Annotated in this window: 18 protein-coding genes; 5 read left to right on the top strand and 13 right to left on the bottom strand. The window is 48.9% G+C overall.

Annotated elements, in window-relative coordinates:
- Nucleotides 1–27: 27 nt before the first annotated feature.
- Both ACXAGC_RS16960 and ACXAGC_RS16955 read right to left on the bottom strand, forming a co-directional pair.
- Entirely contained in the window at nucleotides 28–249 is a 222-nt protein-coding gene (locus ACXAGC_RS16960) for a hypothetical protein (protein WP_474845687.1), read from the bottom strand.
- Between the two features lie 98 nt (nucleotides 250–347).
- Entirely contained in the window at nucleotides 348–1,493 is a 1,146-nt protein-coding gene (locus ACXAGC_RS16955) for a sensor domain-containing diguanylate cyclase (RefSeq protein ID WP_474845685.1), read from the bottom strand.
- Between the two features lie 218 nt (nucleotides 1,494–1,711).
- Between ACXAGC_RS16955 and ACXAGC_RS16950 the strand changes: the two genes are divergently transcribed.
- The gene (locus ACXAGC_RS16950) at nucleotides 1,712–3,460 is read left to right on the top strand and encodes an amidohydrolase family protein (protein WP_474845683.1); all 1,749 of its coding nucleotides are present in this window, start codon (nucleotides 1,712–1,714) and stop codon (nucleotides 3,458–3,460) included.
- 69 nt (nucleotides 3,461–3,529) lie between these two features.
- Here ACXAGC_RS16950 and ACXAGC_RS16945 read toward each other — a convergent pair whose 3' ends face one another.
- Complete coding sequence (locus ACXAGC_RS16945; protein ID WP_474845681.1) at nucleotides 3,530–4,003, bottom strand: EVE domain-containing protein; 474 nt, start codon at nucleotides 4,001–4,003, stop codon at nucleotides 3,530–3,532.
- Between the two features lie 165 nt (nucleotides 4,004–4,168).
- Here ACXAGC_RS16945 and ACXAGC_RS16940 point away from each other — a divergent pair, with 165 nt between their 5' ends.
- Together ACXAGC_RS16940 and ACXAGC_RS16935 are read left to right on the top strand one after the other, a co-directional pair.
- A complete protein-coding gene (locus tag ACXAGC_RS16940) occupies nucleotides 4,169–4,630 on the top strand; it encodes a hypothetical protein (protein ID WP_474845679.1) in 462 nt (153 codons plus the stop codon).
- Nucleotides 4,631–4,790: 160 nt separating this feature from the next.
- A complete protein-coding gene (locus ACXAGC_RS16935; RefSeq protein WP_474845677.1) occupies nucleotides 4,791–6,992 on the top strand; it encodes a YgiQ family radical SAM protein in 2,202 nt (733 codons plus the stop codon).
- A 35-nt stretch (nucleotides 6,993–7,027) separates the two neighbouring features.
- Here the strand turns inward: ACXAGC_RS16935 and ACXAGC_RS16930 are convergent, their stop codons facing one another.
- The 5 genes from ACXAGC_RS16930 to ACXAGC_RS16910 all read right to left on the bottom strand — a co-directional run bounded on the left by ACXAGC_RS16930 (nucleotide 7,028) and on the right by ACXAGC_RS16910 (nucleotide 13,913).
- Complete coding sequence (locus ACXAGC_RS16930; protein ID WP_474845675.1) at nucleotides 7,028–8,437, bottom strand: PepSY-associated TM helix domain-containing protein; 1,410 nt, start codon at nucleotides 8,435–8,437, stop codon at nucleotides 7,028–7,030.
- Nucleotides 8,434–8,991, bottom strand: coding sequence for a hypothetical protein (locus ACXAGC_RS16925; protein ID WP_474845673.1), 558 nt, complete (start codon nucleotides 8,989–8,991; stop codon nucleotides 8,434–8,436). The genes ACXAGC_RS16930 and ACXAGC_RS16925 overlap by 4 nt, the downstream gene beginning before the upstream one ends.
- 227 nt (nucleotides 8,992–9,218) lie before the next feature.
- On the bottom strand, nucleotides 9,219–12,263 hold the full coding sequence (locus ACXAGC_RS16920; protein WP_474845671.1) for an efflux RND transporter permease subunit: 3,045 nt from the start codon (nucleotides 12,261–12,263) through the stop codon (nucleotides 9,219–9,221).
- Nucleotides 12,260–13,360, bottom strand: a complete 1,101-nt coding sequence (locus ACXAGC_RS16915) for an efflux RND transporter periplasmic adaptor subunit (protein WP_474845669.1) — start codon at nucleotides 13,358–13,360, stop codon at nucleotides 12,260–12,262. Before ACXAGC_RS16915 ends, ACXAGC_RS16920 begins: the two co-directional genes overlap by 4 nt.
- Nucleotides 13,344–13,913, bottom strand: a complete 570-nt coding sequence (locus ACXAGC_RS16910) for a TetR/AcrR family transcriptional regulator (protein ID WP_474845667.1) — start codon at nucleotides 13,911–13,913, stop codon at nucleotides 13,344–13,346. Before ACXAGC_RS16910 ends, ACXAGC_RS16915 begins: the two co-directional genes overlap by 17 nt.
- Before the next feature lie 169 nt (nucleotides 13,914–14,082).
- On the opposite strand from ACXAGC_RS16910, the gene ACXAGC_RS16905 reads away from it, so the two are divergent.
- Nucleotides 14,083–14,556: a hypothetical protein gene (locus ACXAGC_RS16905; RefSeq protein WP_474845665.1), complete on the top strand. Its 474-nt coding sequence runs from the start codon at nucleotides 14,083–14,085 to the stop codon at nucleotides 14,554–14,556.
- A gap of 69 nt (nucleotides 14,557–14,625) precedes the next feature.
- Here ACXAGC_RS16905 and ahpF read toward each other — a convergent pair whose 3' ends face one another.
- The 4 genes from ahpF to ACXAGC_RS16885 form a co-directional block, all read right to left on the bottom strand.
- Nucleotides 14,626–16,209, bottom strand: a complete 1,584-nt coding sequence (gene ahpF, locus ACXAGC_RS16900) for an alkyl hydroperoxide reductase subunit F (protein ID WP_474845663.1) — start codon at nucleotides 16,207–16,209, stop codon at nucleotides 14,626–14,628.
- An 82-nt stretch (nucleotides 16,210–16,291) separates the two neighbouring features.
- Entirely contained in the window at nucleotides 16,292–16,855 is a 564-nt protein-coding gene (ahpC, locus tag ACXAGC_RS16895; protein WP_119501027.1) for an alkyl hydroperoxide reductase subunit C, read from the bottom strand.
- Nucleotides 16,856–17,237: 382 nt separating this feature from the next.
- Entirely contained in the window at nucleotides 17,238–18,914 is a 1,677-nt protein-coding gene (locus ACXAGC_RS16890; RefSeq protein WP_474845661.1) for a response regulator, read from the bottom strand.
- A gap of 198 nt (nucleotides 18,915–19,112) precedes the next feature.
- A complete protein-coding gene (locus ACXAGC_RS16885; RefSeq protein ID WP_474845659.1) occupies nucleotides 19,113–20,060 on the bottom strand; it encodes a diguanylate cyclase domain-containing protein in 948 nt (315 codons plus the stop codon).
- A 92-nt stretch (nucleotides 20,061–20,152) separates the two neighbouring features.
- Here ACXAGC_RS16885 and ACXAGC_RS16880 point away from each other — a divergent pair, with 92 nt between their 5' ends.
- A complete protein-coding gene (locus ACXAGC_RS16880) occupies nucleotides 20,153–23,899 on the top strand; it encodes an ATP-binding protein (protein WP_474845657.1) in 3,747 nt (1,248 codons plus the stop codon).
- Here ACXAGC_RS16880 and ACXAGC_RS16875 read toward each other — a convergent pair.
- Entirely contained in the window at nucleotides 23,880–24,539 is a 660-nt protein-coding gene (locus ACXAGC_RS16875; RefSeq protein WP_474845655.1) for a 2OG-Fe(II) oxygenase, read from the bottom strand. The genes ACXAGC_RS16880 and ACXAGC_RS16875 overlap by 20 nt on opposite strands.
- Between the last annotated feature and the right edge of the window lie 94 nt (nucleotides 24,540–24,633).

Here is a 24,633-nt window from a genome sequence, read left to right as displayed (position 1 = left end):
TTAGTGCTAGTACGCTGAATCAGCGGATTAACGCTCTTTTTTACTGTGCTCTTCCGCCGGGGCAGCAGCCTGCTCACTGTCATTGTTGTCTTTGTTTTTGCTGCCGGCTTCGGTTACCACGAGGAAATAAAGGACCAGCATAATAGTGACAAAAACCACAACGATGATCATGCCTATGAAGGTGGTGCCGGTTGCTGCATAAGAGGGGGCAGCGAATAAAAATAACGGTAAAAGCGGAAGGTATTTCACCAGAAAACTCCGGAAGATGAACTGAGTGACGTATTATTCCTTTTCGGCGTCGTGGATCAAGGTGTAAGGGCTGCTTTTTTCTTAAAAACCGATCTGAATCAACCGGGCGTGTTATTCACTTCTCCGAGGACAATTCCTTTTCTGCCGTTTTGCTTTGCACGGTAAAGGGCCTTGTCTGCCAGCAGTATAAGCTCTACCGGCCTGGTGTTTTTGTCGCAACGCAAAGACGCAATGCCGGCGCTGACAGTGATAAAGTTACTCACTGCAGATTCCGGAAAAGGTACTGCCAGCGCAGAAATTTCATCCAGCAACGTTTGCGTAATACTGTGCGCCTCTTCAGCGGGAATACAGGGCAACAGTACAGCAAACTCTTCTCCACCATACCGTGCAGCCACATCATCCGGTCTGCGGGCAACCCTGCTCAATACTTCACTGATATTTTTCAGTACTTCGTCACCGGCCACATGGCCGTATGTGTCGTTGTACTGTTTGAAAAAATCCACATCCAGCATAACCAGATTCAATGTGTTACAGCTTCTGGCACAACGGCGGATGGCCTTTAGCAAACTGTTGTCGAAAAAGCGCCGGTTGGCAATACCGGTCAGTCCGTCTGAATTTGCCAGTACATCCAGCTTTTGATTCGCGGCCAGCAGTTCGTTACTTACCCGCTCGAGGGCGATGCGGTTTGCCTGACTTTCAAGAGTATTACTCAGAATTTCGCCGATGAGCTTAAGATAACGTACGTCGTTGTCCTGCCACTCATAGGGTGACCCCACCACATCACATCCGACAAATCCGGTAAGTTCATCGTTTATCCGAATGGCAACACACAAAATAGAACTGATATTTTCACGCTGAAACTCCGCCTTTTCTCCGGCGGCTTCCTCCGGCAGATCATTAACATCATTAATTCTGAACAGCTGCTCAGACAAAATGGCGCGGGTAAAGTAAGGGAGTTCTGTTGTTACCACGCCCTGCAATTGCTGCTTATAGGGCTGCACACCATTTGCTACCCATTCATGGGTATTGTCCATAGTGGTTTTGTCTGCAGAAAAACGGAACAGGTAGCACCGCTGAACACCACGGAACTTTCCGTATGCGCCAAGGCTCTGCTCTATCAGAGGATCCAGCTCAGCATGTTTTACATTGATTAATCTTGAGGTCAGTGTTGAAAGCAATTCGGTGAAGGCCAGCTGATTGTTCAGTAATGGCTGAGCTGACATAGGTGTACTGTGATTATTCAAGGTGTTTCCCTGCTACCTGAGAAAAAACAGCGGCTACTTTTTGCAACCACAATCTCTACAACAAAAGTATAGCCTATATGTCACAGAACGCATTTTATTAGCGATTTATCTTTAGCCTGTAGGTTATCCGGCAGCCATCTGCAAATATCGGATTTGTCAGGACACCCTACCCGCTTCACGCGCTGCCAACGCTTGAGCAAACAATACGGATTGTTATTATGCGTTTACGCCCAACTGGCTCATCTCTTGTTCTGGCCGGTTCTTTTTGTTTTTCGCTTTTCAACGCTGCCTGTGCAGATACCCTTTTTAAACAGGCTACGCTGTTCGACGGCACGGGTAAAAAACCTTTCGTTGCAGATGTGCTGGTAAAAGACGGCCGCATCAGTCAGATAGCCGCTTCCATCAGTGACGCGGGAAATGCTGAGGTTATAGATGCCAGCGGCAAAGCAATGTTACCCGGTTTTTTTGATATCCACGTGCACTGGACACCGGGTGGTGAACCTCCTTCTATTCCGGCCATTGCTGAGCAATACGTTATTCATGGTGTTACCACGGTCACCGATTTTCATTCTGCGCCGGAGTCTTATGCTCCCAAGCGCGCCTGGCTGGCGAACCTCAGTGCCCCGCATGTGGCTTTCGCTGCAAGAATGAGCACACCGGGTGGTCACGGAGCAATGTGGGCAGATAACCACACCACGTATAAAATTTCCACTCCGGAAGATGCCGCTGTTGCCATGAAAACGCTGGCGCCCTATAAGCCCGATCTCATCAAATTATTTGCTGATGGCTGGCGCTATGGCCGTAAGGAAGAAAATACCAGCATGGATGAACTCACCATGAAGGGCATGGCTGACGCTGCTCACCCTCTGGGTCTGCCTGTTGTGGCTCACGTGGTAACTGTGGATCGTGCGAAGAAAGCTGCCGGTGCTGGTGTGGATGTGCTGGTACATGCTGTTCAGGACGGCGACGCAGATGAAGAACTGGTGCAGGCCATGCTGTCAGCTAACATGACCTATTCGCCCAGCCTGGCAGTGTATGAAGTCACAGAAGCGAAAAAGGCTTACTACGACGAAGAAGCACTGGCCATGGCAGACAACCGTCAGAAACACTCCATGTACAACTTAAAGTTGTTCAGTGAAGCTGGCATTCCTGTGGCTACAGGGACTGACGCCGGTATGCCTAAAACACCACACGGCAGTTCCACTCACCGTGAGATGGAGCTTTTAGTTGCCGGAGGACTGACGCCGGAGCAGGCACTGGTTGCTGCAACCAGAAACAGTGCTGCCGCCCTGAACTTACTGGAAGACAGAGGGACTCTGGAAGCCGGCAAACGGGCTGATCTTGTGATCATTGACGGTATGCCCTGGGAATCCATCTCAGATACCCGCAAGGTTGAGCAGGTCTGGATTGACGGCGAACTGAAGGCGCGTAACAACACTCTTGTTACGCCGCAGCCCGAAGGCTTACCGCCAGCGGTAAAAGCCACTGCATTGATTGATGATTTTGAGTCTTCATCGGGCAGAACGGCATTAAATACGGTGTATATCAATCACCGGGATACCGGCGTAGGACATAGCCGGTCATTGTCTCAGCGGGTACCGAAAGAAGATGGCAGTGGCTATGCCTATTTCATGCAGGCTGATTTGTCTAATAAGGAAGAACCGGAAGCTTCAGTACGGATGCACTTTACTCCGGGTGCTGTAGTTCCGGTAGACGCTTCCGCTTATAAAGGCATCACGCTTTCAGTACGTGGCGAGGGAGAATATTTTGTCAGTCTGACCACGGGCAGCGGCGAATGTGAAACCTCATTCTCAGCCACCCCGGCCTGGCAAACGGTGCAGTTACCCTTCAGTGCATTCTGTGACGGAAAACTGGACAGTGCACAGTTGCTGATGCTGGAGACCGGAAAGCACGGTAAAGCCGGTGATTCAGTATGGATGTCAATGGACGACATCAGTTTCTATTAACGTAAGGCAGGCCCGTTTTTTGATGCCGGGCCTGAGCTTGTTCTGCGCCTGGTTTAGCAGCGCAGGGGTTTATTTACGGGAGGCTTTTGCCTTTGCATACAGTGCATCCCATTCATCTGGTGTAACGGGCATCACCGACAAACGGTGCCCTTTTTTAACCACACCCAGTTGCTCTATTTCCGGCATGGCTTTGATTGTCGCCAGCGGAAGCACCGAAGCAAACTTCTCTTTAAACGTCACATCCACGCAAAACCAGCGGGGATTATCGCGGTCTGATTTAGGATCGTAATATTTGCTTTCGGGATCGAACTGACTCGCATCGGGATAGGCATCACGGGAAATTTCTGCAACACCGGCAATGCCAACGTCCTTGCAGCTTGAGTGATAGAAAAACAGTAAATCCCCGGCTTTCACCTCATCGCGCATGAAATTTCTTGCCTGATAGTTTCTGACTCCGTCCCAGGGCTCAGTTTTATCCGGACGGGCAGCAAGATCGTCGATACCAAATGCATCCGGTTCTGATTTAAACAGCCAGTAAGCCACAATGTCTCCTGAAAACCTTTTTTTTAAAAATGCAGTCTATCACAGCATCCGATTTCGTGGACAACGTCCGCTTTACCCACCTTTACACAATACTGACACACACCGGAATACAGGTTGCTATTTTAACATCATGCCAATTCGGGCATCGACCACAGGAGCAACCTAATGGAAATCTCTCAACTAAACAGTGCCATGCAAACCGGCGCACTGACCGGCACCAGTAACGTTAACAGTATTAAAAACCAGAGCCCGCCACCACCGCCACCTCAGCAGGATGCATTATCAGAATACATGGCGGAATCCGGCAGTGATGAAGATGTAAAAGCCTTTATGCAGAGCATAATGGACATGGAAACATCAGGCGAATTTGATGCGCAAAGCCTTGCCGCCAACGCGCCGGCCACCATGCAGGCTTTTGCAGAAGAGAACGGGATCAATCTGGAGAGCTTCTTTCAACAGAAGCACGATCAGCAGTCTGCCAGACAGTCAGCAGCTACTGATATGCCACCACCGCCGCCGGGTAACAGCCAGACACAAACCTATGCCAGCAATGAACAACTGGGTTCTGCGTCCGCATCTCTGATGGACAGACTCACTTCCAGCATTGGCATTAATACCACCGCCTGAGCCGCCTGCAGGCAACGATGTGGTCTGCCGTGTGGCAACCGGGGGTTGAAACACGGCAAAAGCGTGCCGGACCGGGCACGCTTTTTTGTATTTAACTATCGTCACCCCGCGGGTAGCTGATATAATTACGCCTTTACGTCGTTCTTTCCGGTTTATTGTCATGCAAGCTACCATCAAGGCTGACCGCGGCCTGTTTTCCTATCCGAAGTACTGGGCTCATTGCTACGGTACTGCGCCATTTTTACCCATGTCAAAGGAAGAGATGGACGAGCTCGGCTGGGACAGCTGTGATGTGATTCTGGTCACCGGTGATGCGTATGTGGACCACCCCAGTTTTGGTATGGCGGTGATCGGACGGGTACTGGAAGCCCACGGTTTCCGTGTGGGCATTATTGCCCAGCCTGACTGGACCAGTAAAGACGACTTCATGAAACTGGGGAAACCCAATCTGTATTTCGGCGTGACTGCCGGAAATATGGATTCCATGATCAACCGTTACACAGCGGATAAGAAAATTCGCCATGACGATGCCTATACCCCGGGCAATGTGGGCGGCAAACGGCCTGATCGTGCGGTAACCGTGTATTCCCAGCGCTGCCGTGAAGCCTTCAAAGGCGTGCCGGTTATTGTTGGCGGCATTGAAGCCAGCCTTCGCCGGATTGCACACTACGATTACTGGTCAGAAAAAGTCAGACGTTCCGTGCTGTTTGACAGTAAAGCTGACATGTTATTTTTCGGTAATGCCGAGCGCCCGCTGGTTGAAGTGACCCACAGACTGGCCTCCGGTGAAGACATTGCAGATATCCGTGATGTGCGCGGTACAGCGATTATCGTAAAAGAGGCACTGCCGGAATGGCAGGGTGTCGACTCCACTTCTTTGGATCGCCCGGGGAAAATAGACCCGATCCCCTCGCCTTATCAGGAATTGCCGGAATGTGATAAAGAAGACGCAACGTCCTCTGAAGCACCGGAAGCGAAAGGGGTTGTTATCCAGCCGGTTGAACGCCGCAAGCCCTGGGAACACGTGTATGTAAAACTACCTGCTTATGAAGTGGTAAAAGACAACAAAGCGCTTTATGCCCATACATCCCGTATTCTGCATCAGGAAGTCAACCCCGGCTGTGCCCGTGCGTTAATGCAACGCCATGGCGACCGTCATATCTGGATCAATCCGCCGGCCATGCCGCTGGAAACCGATGAAATGGACGCGGTATTTGATTTGTCGTACCAGCGTATCCCCCACCCGGTTTACGGTGATGCAAAAATACCGGCTTACGACATGATTCGTTTTTCCATTAATATCATGCGTGGCTGTTACGGCGGTTGTACATTCTGTTCTATTACAGAACACGAAGGCCGCATCATTCAGAGCCGTTCTGAAGATTCAATCATTCGTGAAATAGAAGAGATCCGCGATAAGGTGCCGGGCTTTACCGGTGTCATTTCCGACTTGGGCGGACCTACTGCAAACATGTACCGCCTGCGGTGTAAAAGTGCCAAAGCGGAAGCTACCTGTCGCCGTCCATCCTGTGTGTACCCGTCTATCTGTGCACATATGGATACCGACCATAAGCCGACTATCGATTTGTATCGCCGTGCACGGGAATTACCCGGCATCAAAAAGGTATTGATTGCGTCTGGCGTACGTTACGACCTGGCGGTTGAAGATCCTGAGTACGTGAAAGAACTGGCACTTCATCACACCGGTGGCTATCTGAAAATTGCGCCGGAGCATACCGAGGAAGGGCCGCTTAGCAAGATGATGAAACCCGGTATGGGCAGTTACTACCGGTTTAAGGAATTATTTGATAAGTATTCTGCCGAAGCCGGTAAAAAACAGTATCTCATTCCTTATTTTATCGCCTCTCACCCGGGCACAACGGATGAAGATATGCTGAACCTGGCAATCTGGCTGAAAGAAAACCGCTTTAAGCTGGATCAGGTACAGAATTTCTATCCGTCACCTATGGCGACAGCCACCACGATGTATCACACCGGGGTGAATTCGCTGCGTAAGGTCAATAAAGAAAGTGAACAGGTACCCTCAGCAAAAGGTGAAATTCACCGCCGTCTGCACAAGGCCATGCTGCGTTACCATGATCCGAAGAACTTTGCGCAAATCCGCGAAGCACTGAAGAAAATGGGACGTGAAGATCTGATTGGTCGTGGCCCTCAGCATCTGGTTCCGCCGGAAACCGCAGACGAAAAACGCCAGAAGGTGCAAAAAGGCAAACGGGGTGAACGGGCTTTAACGAAGCACACCGGTTTACCGCCAAAAGGCTTCCGCGAAAAAAATGCCTCTGGTAAAGGCAGAAACGGCGCAAAAGGGAAACCCGGTCAGCGCCAGCAAAGAGCCCGCTAAAAGCATAAAAAAACAGGAGGCATCAGCCTCCTGTTTCAGTTCGTTCCCGCCCTTAACTGTTTACACCTGAGTAATGCCCAGCCAACATAAGCGAGCATAGGTATGTTCAGTTGCAATGCCGGCAATGACATGGCATCCCCGCCGTGACAGATGACATAAGCGAACAGCATCACTAACACCGACAGCGCCGATAATCCAAGCCAGGCGGATTTATCCAGCGACTTAACCGCTACCGTAAGAGTGAGGTTGAGGGCCATCATTATCCAGAAAACAGGGATGAGCGGAATGGCAGCAAACATATCAACCAGCGCAGTAAGCGCCAGGGCCGATACGCTTCCCCATACTACACAATGCCATAAGCGTGTAGCCAGCGGCGGATTGGCCTTCTTCGCCAACCAGATTTCCATACCGGAAATACACAACACGGTAAGCATAAGGCCAAGAACGAAATACAACAGCTTAGAGGGAATACCGGCAAAATCACCGAAGTGTAAACGATACATGGCGTAAACCACCTGCTTGCCCCAGTGCCCGTCTGCATAGCCGGCTGTACCGAGATAATTCCCCGCACTGTCAAACCGGTAATTCTCTGAGTAAATCATTTTACCCGGCACTCTGGCATAAATTTCGATGAATTGCTCCGGTGTATTCACCTCATGCACGGTGAGGAAAATCAGCTGATTATCAGGGGCAATAGTGGCCATCTGTTCTACGGCTTTACCGATTTGCGGAGTCGAAACAGGCTGCGACAATTCAGGGTCCGGTGTGAAAATCTTTTCTATCACCGCATCACGGTCACCACCAAAATACAATTGAGCGACCAGCACCAGCACAAGACCCGCCAGACCAAAGTACGCACCGGTGATACCAATGATCAGATGAAACGGTGATGCCCACAAACCGAAACGGTTATGTAAATCAATTTGATACTGCTGACCGTTTCCGCCCTGTCGTAAACGGAAGGCATCTTTTTTGATGCGTTTATGCGCCACAATACCGCTTATCACTAACGTGACGATAATGGCACCCAGCGCGCTCACCAGAATCATGCCCCAGCTTGCCGGCAAATTGAGATACAGGTGCAAATCCACCAGCATTTTAGTGAAGGACACAGATTCCTCTTCCAGCAGTTCACCGGATGCACCGGCAAACCAGGCGGTGTGATCGTTTTCAACCACAAGCCTGGGAATATTCGCGGTTGGCAAAACGACGAAGAGATGATGAGTTTCTTCTTTATGTTCAGCAAGGAAATTAGCCATGGCGGTATCAATTACGTCTCCTGATACCGTTTCCAGTTCCGTAACACCCGGTTGCTCCCAGCGTTCAAATTCCTGATGAAACACAGCCAGCGTACCGGACCAGCACACAAGAAACAGCAATACACTTAAAAACACACCCACCCAGCTGTGGGCATTTAATGCAGCTTGTTTTGTTGTTTTATTCATACTGATACTGCCTGAAATGCCGGAATGAAAAGAAGATACGCTGCGCTGAGAGCACCCAGTACTGTGTATAGCGCAAGGGCTTTTGGTTTTGATGCAACGGCAAAGTAGTGATATCCCAGCAGGCCCCAGGTAACCGGCAACAACACAATACAGGTTGCCAGTTGTCCTGTTTCTTTCATGGGCAGCGCCAGACTGACAGCGAGACTGGACAGTAAACTGACGACTAACAGCACGATCAGGATCACCAAATAATGACCGGCATGTTGCAACACCTCCCGTCTGACAAAACTCAACGGTTTGGGTGCCGGCTGATTTTTAGGTGACGGCAGCGTTTGCCGGTTTGCTAAAATCAACGGCCACACTCCGATAGCAGGCAGACAAAGGGCGAACACACTGCCTGTCTCCCAGCCGGTTGCCCTGCTCCACATGAAAAAAGATCCCGCGAAAGCGAGCAAAGAAAACCACAGCCAGACACGATGTTGCTTCTGCCAGCTTACATAAAGCAGAACCAGTGATAAGGCACTGATCCCGCAGGAAAGAATGATATTTGTCATAACGTCCGGATTGACCTGAAGGCAGGTTTGTGCACTTGTCCTGTGCGCTAGTCATTTAAACGCTAATAGTACAAACACCCTTAAGAAATGTAAAAGATATTCATTATCATTAATATCACGAAAACTGCAGCGCAGTATACGCCGTGATTAACGGAGCAGAAAAAGCACCGGCGCAAAATATGCGCCGGTACGAAGGGATATGACACTCACACACAAATAAGTCGCAATCAGTGACCCATGTCCTTCTCACTGAAAAACAGCGAATACAATACCGGTACCGCCACCAGCGTGAGTAACGTGGCAAAGGTCAGGCCGGACATGATAGTCACAGCCATACTTGCAAAGAATGCATCCCACAGCAGCGGGATCATACCGAGAACAGTGGTTAACACGGCAAGCACTACCGGTCTTACACGACTGAGGCTGGCACCGACAATCGCGTCTCTCAGAGCTCCGCCCTCTTTGCGGCGCAGATCGGTTTCATCCACCAGAACGATGGCGTTTTTAATCAGCATGCCCGACAGACTTAACAACCCGAGTAATGCCGTGAAGCTGAATGGCATGCCGGTAAACACCAGGCCTGCTGTAACACCGCAAATCGCCATCGGCACAATAAACCAGATGAGCAATGCCTGCCTGACCGCATTAAACAGCAATACGGTGATCAGAATCATACTGAGAAAACTCAGCGGCAACTGCTGTCCCAGCGCTTTTTGCGCGTCGCGGGAGCTTTCAAACTCACCGCCCCACTCAAAACTGTAGCCGTCCGGCAGAGACATGTTTTCAATCACGGCTGCCACGTTCCGGCGGGCTTCCTCCGCGGTGTAATCGCCGGCGGGTTCTGCCTGAACGGTCAGCGTGCGTACACGGTTACGGCGTTTGATAATGCCGTCGTGTGCCTGCACATCAAACTCTTTAATTACCTGTGTGATAGGGATAAAGTCCTGTTGCACTTCACTCCATATCAAACGATCTCTGAGCCAGTCCATGTTCTGACGCTCTGATACAGGCGGGCGGATCACCACCGGGATTTGACGTTCGTCTTCACGATAAATACCTACGGTTTTACCTACCGTGGCAAATTCCGTTGCGTCAGCAATATCAGTACGCGACAGGCCGGCAATTTTCGCTTTCTGCTCATCCACTACCGGATAGATGGTGAATTCGCGCTGACGCCAGTCCTGACGCACATCGGTAATGGTAGGCTCCTGACGCATTAATGCTTCAGCTTTTGCTCCCAGTTCCCGTAGCACGGCAGAATCATTACCTTTAAACCGTGCCTCTATTTTCGCACCGGTAGCCGGACCGAAGAACAAACGCTGGGTAAATACATCAGCCTGAGGGTGCCGTTCACGAATTTGCGCCCGCAATTCGTTCATCACCAGCGGTATTTCTTCACGGTTATGCGTGCGAACAATTAACTGACCAAATGACGGGTTTGGCAGGTCCGGTGAATACGTCAGCATAAACCGGCTGGCGCCCATACCGATGAAACTGGTCACGTTGACTACCTCGTCACGGGCTTTCACCAGCGCTTCTATATCAGCAATGTCAGCTTCAGTAGCACGGATGTCGCTGCCCTGAGGCAAGGTATAGTTAATATAGAAAATGGGCGTATTGGACGGCGGGAAAAAGGACTGTTTCACCAGCGCAAAACCCATTACGCTTACCGCCGTCGTGGCAACCAGCACAAGTACGGTAATGCGCGGAAAGCGCAGCGCTGCACCTAGTAACCCCTTGTAAAAACGGTAGCCTCCGCCGTCATAGTGACCGGCATCTTCACCAGCTTCTTTTTGGGTAAACAGGTAGTGCCCCAGCAGAGGCGTTACCGTAACAGCCAGAATCCAGCTGAGCAGCAGTGATATACAGATCACCGCGAACAGCGAGAACATGAAGTCGCCGGTGGTATCCTGTGAAAGTCCGATGCCGGCAAAGGCAAGAATGCCGATGACGGTGGCAGCCAGCAGCGGGTACTGGGTTTGTTGTGCCGCATCTTCGGCAGCGGATACCGAGTCCTGACCTTTATGCATGCCTAACAGCATAGACTCGGCAATAACAATAGCGTTATCCACCAGCATCCCCATGGCGATAATAAGTGCGCCCAGGGAAATCCGCTCCATCTGGATTTCAAATATCCACATGGTAAGCACGGTACCAAGTACAGTAAGCAGCAATGTACCGCCAACCACAACGCCGACGCGCCAGCCCATGACCAGCAAAAGTACAGCAACAACAATGGCAACAGAAGCCGCCAGGTTCACCAGAAAGTCGCTGATAGCTGTATCTACCACAATATGCTGTTCATAAATCGGCAGAATATCCACGCCAAGAGGTAAGTGGGTACGCAGTTCGTCGAGGTGCGCTTCGACCGCGTGACCTATATCTACAATATTCCGGTCACTGCGACCGGCAATGGCCAGAGTAAACGCTTCGTGACCGTTATGTCTGACAACCTGTGACGGCGATTCAGATTCCACACGGTACACACGGGCAATGTCGCCGATGTGCAGTTGTTCGGTGGTGCCGGGCACACCGAATTTCAAACCTTTAATGGTTTCTTCGGAATCATCACCGGCAGGCAAAACCAGCCGGATCCGGCGCTCGCCCAGACGCATGCTGCCCGCATTGGCAATATCACTTTCGGTCTGAAATACGCTGGCAATACTGGACATAGAAATCCCCAGACTGGCCAGCTTTTCCTGCGTCACTTCCACATAAATAGTTTCTTCCGGCACGCCGGCCAGTTGTGCCTGTGTTACGCCCGGCACAGTGAGCACTTCACGTCTTAACCGTGTTGCCAGCTCCTGGCGCTGACGGTCTGAAAAACCTTCAGCCACCACAGCGTAAAACATGCCATATACATCGCCGAAGTCATCATTCACCACCGGACTGTTTGCTCCTGACGGCAATTTCATGGCTGCCGCAGACACCTTGCGGCGCAATTCATCCCAGGCCTGTTGCAAATTGTCACTGTTGAAGTCGTCACGGATCTCCACCGTGATCTGAGACTGCCCTGGCAGAGAACGGGAGGTAATATCACCCAGTTGCGCCAGCTGCTGAATAGTAGATTCAAGCGGTTCGGTAATTTCCAGCTCCACTTCCTCGGCAGTGGCGCCGGGATACGTGGTAGTAACGATAGCGGTTTTCACCGCGAAAGCCGGATCTTCCAGCTTGCCGATGGCAACGACACCGGTGACACCGCCAATCAGGCAGATCAGCATGAGCAGCCATACTGTCAGCGGATTCTTAATTGAATAAGTGGCGATTCTCATAGTACAGGCTTCTCCTTGTTAAATTCCCGTACTGTCATACCATCCTGCAGGCTGTCTGTGCCCGCAGCCACCAGCCGCATACCGGCCTCCAGTCCTGCTGTTACCTGCGCTTTATCATCACGGATAAGACCTACTGTCACCGGGTGATAAACCACTTTATCCCCTTCCAGCCGCCATACCGCAAAGTCTTCACTGCCAGAAGTATCAACAGCACTCACCGGCACCCACAGACCGACCGGCCCGATGGGGTTTGCCACGACAATACGCGCTGTCAGCACCATACCCGGCAGCAAGTCCAGATGCTCAAGGCGGGGCAATTTAAATGTCACCTGATAAGTTTGCGTTGATGTATTAATTTCAGTTTTATGCTCCAGATAACTTAAAGTTACCGGTTTGCCGTCGTCACCCGAAATCAGATTGCCGTTTTCATCTTCAAGATAAGCCTGGTACACCGGGTTTTCTTCCACGGCGTAGCGCATTAGCTGCTCAGGAACATTCACGTGAACCCGCAGATAATTAATGTTCTGTACCCGCAGCACAGACTGATTCGGTTGCACATACGAGAACTTTTCAACCAGACGGTTAGTGATCAGCGCATCGAAAGGCGCGTGCAGTTCGGTATATTCAATATTGATACCGGCATTCTCCACAGCCAGTTCCGCATTTTCATAAGCAGTTTCCAGCGCATCGAATTCACTCTGACTGATGTAATTATCGTTCTGAAGCTGTTTTCCACGTTCAAAATCAGACTTTGCCTTGCGGAAACTGGCTTCAGATTGTTTCAGGGCCAGCTCGTAATCCTGCGGATCCAGGGCGGCCAGCAATTCACCTTCCGGTACCACAACCCCCTGACGGTCTGCCAGCTGGTTTATGCGTCCGGCTACCTGAAAAGATAAATCCACCGTACTCAGAGCATCCACTCTGGCAACAAAGTGTCTGACGACTGTTTGATCGTCTGCGCCGACCTCATAAACCTGAACCAACGGTGGCGGCGGCGCTTTCTGTTCCTGCGCTTCACCGCTGCATCCTGCGAGCAGAAAAGCCGCAGATGCTGCTGCGATTGCCATAATTGACGGTAATTTAATCCTGATTTTCATTTCGTGCTTCCTCTAAGGCAATCGCTTTATTAATTAATTTCCCGCGCAGGGCAATGCGCTCTTCTGCTGTGAAAGGACTGATGTCCATCAGCTCCTGAAAGCTTAGTCCATCAGCCGCCAGCCACAACAGGGTGCTTTCATCCACCGCGTCGCGCTGTTCAATTTCTTCACGTTTGCTTTGCATCATTTCGAGCATGGGTGCCAATAACGACGAATTTTCCACCGCCGCGACCAGCAAAATTTTGGCCTGATGCACAGCAAGCTTTTCGTGTGCCCGCTGGCGGGTACGCAACAAATTTGTCACCGGTAACGCATCAGCATGGGCTTTCTCAACTTCATACAGTTCAGTTTTCATCATGCCAATCATGCTTTCCACCATACCGGCCAGTAATGCATCTTTGTTTTTAAAGTGATGCATAACACCACCTTTGCTCATTCCGCACTGCTTTGCCACATTGTCCAGGGTTAGCACCTTGGGCCCCTGTTCAATAGCAATTTCTGTGGCAGCATCCAAAATACGCTTTCGCGACGTATCCGCTTTTGATTCTGTCATCACTCTTCCAAAACAAACCAACTGGTCGGTTTTTAAATCAAATAAGCGCTTTTGTCAAGCAATATGCAGATCCGTTTATGGATCAGAGAGGTTTCATCAGGCTCTCCCTACCCTTTACGTGGGAAATTCGTGTATGCTCACTGATTATTTTCTTTATTCTGATGTTGTAATGATCGCCACGACACAGCGGCACCTGGTGAATATAGATATCCTTCTCAGTGATATCGAAATGCAGGAAAGCGGTTTTTACGCCGGTGCTGAACATCAAAAATACCTGAATGATTTACTCAGAGAACTGTCAGCACTGGAAGGCATGCTTGAGCATGAAACGGTACACTCTTTTCAACAGGCAGTGAGCAGTGCCGGACTTGAAAACGTATTTAAGGACAAAAGACTGGTAAGCATTTACCAGAAGCTTATCAGCAACGTTCTGGCGTATTGGCATACCGTAAATAAAATAGACGACATCCTCGCCAGCCGCTTCGACAGCCATTCAGAGAAACGCCTTGAACTGCTTCAGGCAAAAGCTTCACGGGCAAAGTCGGTATTTAAAACCGTTGCCATGGCGATGGGCAAAAACGATTACTCCCAGTTTATTACCCTGCTGGGTTTGCAGCATACAGACTGGGCGTGGCGGGAATAACTATCACAGTACGGCGGACATAAAAAAACCGGCATCACAGGATGCCGGTCAGTTCTTTATTGCGATGCGTTATGCATCAGCCTGTTCGTTTGCAGGGACTTCGTGAGTCAACAGGTATTCAAAGGCAGACAATGATGCTTTTGCGCCCTCACCCATTGAGATGACAATCTGCTTGTACGGCACGGTGGTGACGTCGCCGGCTGCAAAAATGCCTTTCTCGGAAGTAATACACTTATTATCAACGATGATTTCACCGTGTTTGGTCATATCCACGACACCTTGCATGAACTGACTGTTCGGTACCAGACCAATCTGGACAAACACACCTGCCAGCGGTAACGTAGTCACTTCCTGCGTTTCGCGATTTGTGTACTCAATGGCCGTTACTTTGCCATTATCTGCCACAATCTGATTCGTTGCTACATTGCGCAGAATGGTAATGTTGTCACGTTTTTCAGCCTGCTTAACCAGCACATCATCGGCTTTCAGCGTTGGCATAAACTCGAACACGGTGACAGACTTCACGATACCCGCCAGGTCAAGAGCAGCCTCGATGCCTGAGTTACCCCCGCCGATAACAGCTACGTCTTTTCCTTTAAAGAAAGGACCATCACAGTGCGGACAGTATGCCACGCCATTACCTACGTTTTCTTTCTCACCCGGTACACCCAGTTCTCTCCAGCGGGCACCTGTGGCCACTATGATAGAGCGGGTACGAATTTCTTCGCCGGATGACAACGCCACGATTTTAATGTCGCCACGTTCAATGTTTTCGACTTTCACGTGCTCTTTCAACGTGATGTCATAATCTTTCATGTGCTCCATCAGGTTGCCCACCAGTTCGGGTCCTGTGGTTTTCGGCACTGAGATTAAGTTTTCGATACCCATGGTATCTTTTACCTGACCACCAAAACGGTCGGCCACGATGGTCACGTTTAAGCCTTTACGTGCACTGTAGATTGCGGCACTCACACCTGCCGGACCACCACCAATCACGGTTACGTCCTGCAGCGGCATGCTCTTACCCTTGTTCGCTTCTTTCAGCGACGGGTCGCGCTCTAAAAGTTTATCAAGCAGAGTAGACGCATCTACCTTGCCGTTAGCGAATAATTCGCCGTTTAAGTAAACACTCGGTACACCCTGAATATCTCTTTCTTCAATCAGTTTCGGATAAACACCGCCATCAATCATTTCAGATGTGATGTTAGGGTTTAATAATGCAAACTGATTCAGCGCCTGCACAACATCAGGACAGTTATGGCAACTTAAGCTGATAAACACTTCAAAGTGCAGCGGCTCGTTGACACCTTTAACGATGTTTTGCAGATTGTCGTCTACTTTCAGCGCTGTGCCTGACGCATGTAAGATTGCCAGGATTAACGAGTTAAACTCGTGTCCGCCCGGGATGCCGGAGAAACGAATACCGGTATCTTCACCGTCAGCTTCAAGCAGGAAGCTTGTCGCGCTGCGTAAAACGCCATTTGTATCACGTTCTTCCAACTTAATGTTGTCGCTTACACTTGCTACGCCAGACAGAAATTCAACCAATTCGCCACGCTTGCTGTGCTCGCCAGTCTGGACAACGAATGTTACTTCTTTCTGCATTGACGCGGTGTAGCCTTTCAATGCTTGTAAAATTTCTTTAGTTAACACGGTAATTCTGCCTTTTGCTTAGTGTTAAGGAGGTGCAGGCAGTTGCCTGCACCGTCACAAAGAGTTGGTAAACAACGTTACCTTAGATTTTGCCTACCAGGTCTAATGAAGGCGCTAATGTCGCTTCACCTTCTTTCCATTTAGCAGGACAAACTTCACCGGGGTGAGAAGCAACGTATTGTGCTGCTTTAACTTTACGTACTACGTCGTCTGCTTCACGGCCGATACCTTCAGCAGTGATTTCCATTGCCTGTACGATACCGTCAGGGTCAACTACGAACGTACCACGGTCAGCCAGACCCATGTTTTCACGCATACAATCGAAGTTGCGTGTGATCTCACCGGTAGGGTCGCCGATCATTGCAAATTTGATTTTGCCGATGGTCTCAGAGGACGCGTGCCATGCAGCGTGAGTGAAGTGTGTATCAGTTGATACTGAGAATACTTCTACGCCACGGGCTTGCAGCTCTTCGTACTTGTCAGCAATGTCGCCAAGTTCAGTCGGGCAAACAAAAGTGAAGTCTGCAGGATAGAATACGAATACCGCCCATTTACCCTTGATGTCTTCACTACTTACTTCAACAAATTCACCGTCTTTAAATGCATTTGCTTTAAAAGGTTTGATAGCAGTGTTGATAATTGCCATTGGTTAATCTCCATTAAGTTAGTTTGTTGTGTGTCGTTCGCACCGGGCAACCGGTTGACTAATGGACACGGTATCTACGAATTAATCAGAAACATGGTTCGAACTTTATGGTTTGTTGAACCCGTCCCCGTTGACTTGTGATTAGAATAGTCGTGCAGGGTTCAAAAAGATAATTGGTAATATTGAAAGGCTTAATCAGTTTTTTTGATTATTGGATTTGAATTTGAGCGAAAAATGCAATTTATAGTCTGGCAAAGTATGTTGCCGGGATCAAGTGACAATACAATGAAGATTTCGCAACACAGCACAGCGGCGCGGGATGCCGGCAGCTAAAACGCAGGCGCCGGCAGCTAACCCGTAGCTGCCGGCATCGGGCGATGTGTCAGGTCAGTAGAGAAGAGGCTGGTTCATCAACCCCGCTCAGTTGCTCTTCGATATTCAGCAAATGCACGTATTCGTTGCGCTTTTCTGCCTGGGTAGTGCCCAGACCGTCGCCGGATAACGTAGTAGCAGCTTTTACAGCCTGCTCCAGCTGTTCGTCGCTCAAAGGTTCTTTCTTATTCAGTTGCACCAGTACCTTAAGCAGGCTCAGCGCAATTTGCTTATTGCCGGGAGATAACGTGAGTGCCTGTCGCAGGTTATTGTACGCCGGCACAAAGCGATTCTCTTTGTAATTTACCGCAGCCATGTCTTTTAGCTCACGGGTGGTAAAATTAATCTCTTTGCGCTCGATAGATTCCTGTTTCAGGTATTCATCAACAACCTGACTGGTAAAGGTATCCCCGGCAATCTGTTTATGCAGTTTTTCCAGTAACGCCAGGCAATGCTCCCGCATACCCAGTTCATGGAACGCTTTCATTTTATCCAGGTTGTCTTCCATAGACAGACCGTCCGTATCCGGCTTTTTGGTCTTCATGAGCGCTTCGGCGGATTTTTTCTGATTACGCAAACACAATACTCTGGCATTGAGTACAGAAAATTGCTCGGTCAGTACTTTATCCAGTCCCTGCTGTTTACTCAGTTCCGCCAGTTCTGCTTCAACTTTTCTCACCAGCTTTTCAGCGTCACCGGCAGAAGCGGTGGTAGCCATATCGAGCGTTGCACGCATAACATTGAGGGTCAGTTCCGGCGAATCGTGAATTGAATTTTTGGCGTACTTTGCCATATTTTGCACAGCCATTAACTGACCGGGCTTGTCATGGTTTAACCTGGCAAGATCCCATAAGCGTTTGTTACGTTCGATATTCCGCGGCGCCAGCTTACTGGCCTCACGCATCTGTTCATACGCCTTATCAAATTCTTCCTTTTCAATGTAATACTGTGCAAGTAAATCGTATGTGAGGAAGCGGGTATCATCACGTTGCAGCAAATCTTCCACCAGGGTTTCAGTTTCTTCCAGTTTATTCTGACGAAGTAACGATCTGGCCAGTCCCATATGCACCCAGGCATGATCGTATTGCTGCAGCAGTTTCCTGAAATACACTTCTGCAGTGGTGTAGTCACGCAATGCAAGATAGCTTTCGCCGATTATACGCTTCAGGCGGGGATGGTATTCGCTGACGGACTTATCCATCAGTTGACGCTCTGCGTAATAAACAGCGGTAGAATAATCCTGTTGATTAAGACAACATTGCAGCTTATGCAGCTTACTTCTGATGTTAATCAGATAGCGCAACCGTTGCTCAATACGGTTGCGATCCAGCGGTTTGACCCAGAAATCTGCAGGTTGCAACTCAACAATGCAGTTCACCAGCGCCTGACTGGTTTCGGCACTGAGAAAGATAACCGTGGTCTTATCTGTGATATGACTGTGGTGCTTGAGCTCTTCAAACAAATGAAAGCCGTCTTTATCCACACTCACATTAAAAGCGATCATGACAAAGTCATAAGTGTTCTGCTCACAAAGGCGAACAGCGTGAAAGGCATTAAATGCACTGTCCACACGGCGGATGCCGACTTCTTTTAAGGCGTTGCTGATAACATCATGAACCAGACCCTGATTATCGATAATCAGGACTTTTAACTCTTCTGCGGGGACAAGTGGAGGAAACTTTTCCAATTTGTGTATCCAATCTTACTGCTAATCCGAATGCCTTTGCGTTTCTTCCCTGTTCAGTGGCAGCACAAACTCACCATGTTAATTCCGTCTCACCGGAATAAAATGCGGCCTGCCATCTGTGTAAAGTTCGCAATATTTACCGTTTACAATAAACTGTTACGACTTTAGTAGCAATATGAAGCAGACCGGCTACGGGTTTTATCCTATTTTTTTTACCATAGGAAATGCAAGAGGCATAAATTCGGCGCGGTTCCTGCCCAGAGATTTAGCCCGGTATAACGCTTCATCCGCTTTGTCTACCAGGTCACGGCCATATACGCGGTTTTTCAGGGCACTGCGCATATCCATAACTGACACCCCAATACTTACAGTCAAAAAAGGGAAGGCTGAGGCCGTTTCATGAGGCAGCTTTAACTCGTTGAACACAGAAATGATGTACTCAGCCAGCGTCATTGCGCCGGCTCTGTCGGTCTCACCCAGTATAATACCGAATTCTTCCCCGCCCAGACGACAGCATAAATCTGTTCCCCTGCGGGCATTGTCTTTAAGTAATTTAGCTACGGTGATCAGGCAATCGTCACCTTTACCGTGGCCGTATTTATCATTATAGGCTTTGAAATCATCTATATCGATCATCAACAATGCCAGTTCGCTCTGACTACGCTGACAACGCTCGATTTCATGGGCAAGACTCTCATCGAACTTACGCCGGTTAGAAAGCCCGGTGAGAGGATCTGTGGCGGCCAGCGACTCCAGTTGCATAGTTTGCCGGTAAAGGCGCACATGGGTTTTTACCCGCGCCCGCAACAACGGCACTTCGATAGGCTTAGTAATGTAGTCAACCGCACCAATTTCGAAACCTTTAGCCTGGTCACTGACTTCGGTTAAACCGGTAACAAACACTACGGGAATACGGCGGGTACGCTCGTCAGACTTTAATTTCCGACATAAAGAAAAGCCGTTAATTTCCGGCATCAATACATCAAGAAGAATAAGCTCAGGCTCAGTTGAAATAGCCTGTTCGAGGCCGTCCTCTGCATCCGTTGCAATAATCACTTCGTAATCTGTCGCCAGTGCTTCGGCGATCAGCCTGATTGTCGTAATGTCATCATCGACAATTAGCACGCGGGATCGTGATATGGGCATTTTTTGAAATCCTGTTTCTTAAACCAATAACAACTCGCAGTAATACAAAAACCTTTCTATTATGAAATACATGGCGAACAAAACGACTTTTTATGTCCAACGTATTAGATAACTTATTGCGTACTAACTTCATGCCGCACGGACACTGCTACCTGTGGAACCCGGAAATTTTGTGGCTAAATGTCATCTCTGACCTGCTCATTGCCACGGCATACTTCTCAATTCCCATTGCCATTTTTTACTTTGTCAGGCAGCGAAGCGATCTAAAGTTTAAAGGTATTTTTATCCTTTTCTCTCTTTTCATCGCTTTATGTGGTGTGACGCATCTCATCAGTATCTTCGTTATCTGGCATGGCGCTTACGGCCTCCATGGTATCGCCAAACTCGTCACCGCCATTGTTTCGTGTATTACCGCCTATAAAGTATATAGTTCCATTCCTGCCGCTCTGCAATTGCCAAACGTTAATCAGTTAAAAAAAGCGATGGAAGACGCCAGCAATGCCAAGCTGGAAAATTTACGCCTGGAAAATGAGCACCAGCAGGATTTAATATTGCGTGAAAGTACAGACAGTGCCCATGTGGGCATCATGGTGCTGGCTTCCGATGGTATAATTACTGTCGCTAACAAAGCGACCTGCTCTATTTTTGGATATGAAAAAGATGAACTTGAAAATCGCCATATCAATCTGTTGGTGGCCACTGAGTTCACGGAAAAACATGATCAACTCATGCAACAATTCATCGACGACAGCGCCATTGATGCAGCACTGAGCATGAACCGGATAGTGACCGGTTATAAAAAAGATAGCAGCCCTGTACCTTTGGAGATCCGTCTTAACCGTGCTCAACACGATGCGCACACTATTTATGTGTCTGTGCAGGATATCAGCGAACGGTTAAACAACGAGCAGGCATTAGCGGCCAGCCGCTCCATCACCGACAGCCTCATTAAACATATGCCAATGGGTGTCCATTTTTATAAATATCATCAGGAAGAGTTTGTATTACTGAAATCAAATACTATTGCTGACGGACTGCTTTCAGAATGCGAGCCTGATGTATTTATTTCACAGCCTGCGCTAACAGCAAAGATGCAATCTGTCGCAGAAGGCCATGAAAAAGCGATTAAAACCGAAATTACTCTCCCCGTTCCCGGTTTACAGAGCCTTCAATTGTATTTGTTTCATACTTCCCCGGGTAAGCTGGTCGTGATGTTTGAAGATGTCACTGAAGCAAAACAGTTTCAGGGGCAGTTGATTGAAAGTGAAAGCATCACGCGAAGAGCAATTAACGCTTCCATTGCCGGCGTCTACATTTTCGATGTAAAAAACAGAAAAAATCAGTTTGTTAACGACCGCTATACTGCAATTACAGGATACTCTCTTGAACAGCTCAATAATCTGAACGGAGGTATCAGTTCGCTGATCCACTCCGAAGACCTGGGCAAGGTAAAACATCATTTCCATCATCTGCTCAGTGATCCTACCGACGGTAATGTATTCACCCTCCAGTACCGTGTAAAACACGCCAATGGAAACTGGTTATGGTTAATGGCGCAGGATGTGGTCTTCGACAGAAACGACAAAGGCCGGCCACTCAAAATCATGGGATCTTTTCTGGATATCACACCACTGAAAAAGATGCAGGACAATCTGTTATCACTGAAAGACCGTGCTGAAGATGCCAATCAGTCTAAAAGTGAATTTCTGGCCAACATGAGCCATGAAATCCGCACCCCCATGAATGCTGTTATCGCATTAACAGACATGGTGCTGAAAATGGAAATGGGTAATAAGCAGCGGGAATATCTGAAAAAAGTGCAGGCTTCATCCCGCTCTTTACTGCAAATCCTCAACGATATTCTTGATTACTCTAAGCTGGAAGCCGGCAAACTGGAAATCGATAACACCCCTTTTGATCTCTACAAAATGTTATCAAACAGCCTGCACCTGTTCTCTACCACGGCGACACAAAAGAACCTGTTTATCGATTCAGACGTCGGAAAGAGCGTTCCCAGATTTGTTATCGGTGATGCCACACGCATTGCTCAAATCATCAACAACCTGTTGGGTAATGCGATTAAGTTTACTGAAAAAGGGGAAGTTACCCTGTCTGTAACAGCTGAACTCAGCCCCGTATCCGGCACGTATATGGTGAAGTTTGCGGTATCTGACACCGGCATCGGCATTGATAAGGAGAAGCTTGAAAGTCTGTTCAGGTCTTTCTCTCAGGCTGACAGTTCTATTGGCCGCAGGTTTGGCGGCACCGGTCTGGGCCTGTCAATTTGTAAACACCTTGCCACACTGTTAAACGGCTCATTGACCGTAAGAAGTACGCCGGGTGAAGGCAGCACCTTTACTCTCACCCTGCCACTTGTCGCTGACGCGCACCATGCCACCACGCTGGAAGGGAAATTGCTGAATGCCAGAACACTGATTATCGGGAATTCTTCAAGGCATATTCCTGTTATAGAACAGTATTTTACCTCTGTGGGCTGTGAGGTCAGCATTGTCGATAATTACGACTACCTGCATCAGAAATGGGACACAGATTTCGACGTTGTTATGATTGATATGACAACACTGAATAATGCAGAAAAAGGCTCAGTTATGGAAGCACTGCTCAGCAATCAGCACGATAATATGATAACGAAAGGCGTTATCTTTTTGAGTTCTGAAAGCCATTTTCATGAAAAAGCCAGTGATATTATTTTAAGCACGGCATCGGCCTGGCTTGTCACGCCTTTTGTGATGTCCGACCTTGAAGAATCCGTCACCGCTATTTTAAATCGTAATCACACGTTAAAAGACAGGACAAAAGAAAAACCGCCACTGATGTTCAGCGGCGCATCTGTGCTGCTTGTGGAAGACCATCCAACAAACCAGTTTGTCGCTACAGAGTTGTTGAATGCTGTAGGGCTGGAAGTAGTCGTGGCTGAAGATGGCGTTGAGGCCATCAGTAAGTTTCAGAAGAAACCTTTTGATATTGTGTTGATGGATTTGCAGATGCCGAATATGGACGGATTTACCGCTGCCCGCAAAATTCGCGACTTGCCGGTGGGTAAAACCATTCCCATTTATGCTATGTCTGCTGCGGTGATGGAGTCGGATAAAGAAAAAGTGGTGTCGACCGGTATGGACGGACATATCGCCAAACCTGTAGTCAGAGAAGACTTATACAAACTGCTGGAAAGAGTACTGGTCAAAAAAATCGCCAAAGCAGATTCAGTCGTCAGGTTGCCCCGGGACCAACAGGATCAGGATGATGCAGCTATCCGTAAAGCTCTGGCGACCACGCTGATTGGCTTCGACATTGATGCCGCCACAGGCAGACTGGGAAATGATGTATTGACGTATCTGGGTTTGCTGGAAAACTTCCATCTTCATTTTGCCAAATTTGATGAAGAACTCAGTGAGCATGGCGACGATGAAAAGATTGGCCGGCGCCTGCACACGATGAAAGGCTTATCCATGTCCATCGGGGCCACCCGGCTGGAAACCCTGGTTAAAGAAGCAGAGCACTTACACAAATCAGGTAAACTGCAGTCAACGCGGGATTTGAGAAAAGAATTTAATATCGTTTACAACAATACCGGTAAGGCGCTGAAGGCTTGCAAGCCTTTTATTGAACCGGAGGGCGGTGAAACGAAAGCCGGACTGGATGAATTAATTCTGGCCGTTAAAAACCATCATTATCTGCGCAAGAGCGACGTTGAACCTTACCGGAATACACTGGAAGACAAGTACGGTGAGGATGGCAGTGAAGCTATTATCACTGCCATCATAAACCTTGATTACAAAGAAGCGATGCATCTGCTGGTTACTGAGGAGGGTCAATGACGTCACCGATGGTGCCGTTAACCCTGTACCAGCCAGCGATAGACGACCGGCTGCGGGTAGCCGGCAATACTTCATGAGGAAATTCCTCACTCAGAAACACCACAACCGTACCGAACTTAGGTAAAACGCGAATGCCGGTTTTGTCTTCTTCACTGGTATAAATGACCAGATGACCGCCTTCAGCCTCCTGCCAGTCCGGATTAAGGTAAGTGACCAGAGACAAAACCCGGTTCGTCTGACCTTTGAAGGCATCGAGATGACGTTTATAAAATGCCCCGGGTTGATACACGGCAAAATGGCTTTCAAAGGAATACAAACCCAGCATCAGATTACGGTTCAGGAACTGTTTAAGCTGTGCAGTCCACGACAGCCAGTCAGCGCCCGCCGCTGACGAGCCGTCTATCCAGCAAATTTCATCCCGCCGTACGAAGCTGTTTTCCTGAAAGTCAGTACTGCGGCCTATGCCGGCAGCCTGAAACTCAGCTTCATTCATCGCATTGTTTTGCAAAAATAAAGCATTCGCCAATGCTTCGGGTAGAGCATATTCTTGTACGCTGTATCCCTGCGAATAAATGTCATCCGCGATACGGGTAAAAAGCGACGTGTCGACAGGAATGTCATCAGCCAGAAGTGCAGTCATTATTGTGTGTGAGTAAGTAAAAAAACTGGCGGACTTATACGACGGAAAAGTGGTTTTGGCAATCAATTTTTAACCACTGTGACAAGGTGATGGA

This window comes from Alteromonas sp. AWJ4_197, assembly GCF_056160285.1.
Note: the sequence above shows the minus strand (reverse complement) of the source record. Positions and strands in the feature narration are given on the sequence as shown.

What these genes read in the sequence shown, in the direction of transcription:
- ACXAGC_RS16950 (WP_474845683.1), top strand. Translation starts at nt 1,712, where the DNA reads ATGCGTTTACGCCCAACTGGCTCATCTCTTGTTCTGGCCGGTTCTTTT.
- ACXAGC_RS16940 (WP_474845679.1), top strand. Translation starts at nt 4,169, where the DNA reads ATGGAAATCTCTCAACTAAACAGTGCCATGCAAACCGGCGCACTGACC.
- ACXAGC_RS16935 (WP_474845677.1), top strand. Translation starts at nt 4,791, where the DNA reads ATGCAAGCTACCATCAAGGCTGACCGCGGCCTGTTTTCCTATCCGAAG.
- ACXAGC_RS16930 (WP_474845675.1), bottom strand. Translation starts at nt 8,437, where the DNA reads ATGAATAAAACAACAAAACAAGCTGCATTAAATGCCCACAGCTGGGTG.
- ACXAGC_RS16925 (WP_474845673.1), bottom strand. Translation starts at nt 8,991, where the DNA reads ATGACAAATATCATTCTTTCCTGCGGGATCAGTGCCTTATCACTGGTT.
- ACXAGC_RS16920 (WP_474845671.1), bottom strand. Translation starts at nt 12,263, where the DNA reads ATGAGAATCGCCACTTATTCAATTAAGAATCCGCTGACAGTATGGCTG.
- ACXAGC_RS16915 (WP_474845669.1), bottom strand. Translation starts at nt 13,360, where the DNA reads ATGAAAATCAGGATTAAATTACCGTCAATTATGGCAATCGCAGCAGCA.
- ACXAGC_RS16910 (WP_474845667.1), bottom strand. Translation starts at nt 13,913, where the DNA reads ATGACAGAATCAAAAGCGGATACGTCGCGAAAGCGTATTTTGGATGCT.
- ACXAGC_RS16905 (WP_474845665.1), top strand. Translation starts at nt 14,083, where the DNA reads ATGATCGCCACGACACAGCGGCACCTGGTGAATATAGATATCCTTCTC.
- ahpC (WP_119501027.1), bottom strand. Translation starts at nt 16,855, where the DNA reads ATGGCAATTATCAACACTGCTATCAAACCTTTTAAAGCAAATGCATTT.
- ACXAGC_RS16885 (WP_474845659.1), bottom strand. Translation starts at nt 20,060, where the DNA reads ATGCCCATATCACGATCCCGCGTGCTAATTGTCGATGATGACATTACG.
- ACXAGC_RS16880 (WP_474845657.1), top strand. Translation starts at nt 20,153, where the DNA reads ATGTCCAACGTATTAGATAACTTATTGCGTACTAACTTCATGCCGCAC.
- ACXAGC_RS16875 (WP_474845655.1), bottom strand. Translation starts at nt 24,539, where the DNA reads ATGACTGCACTTCTGGCTGATGACATTCCTGTCGACACGTCGCTTTTT.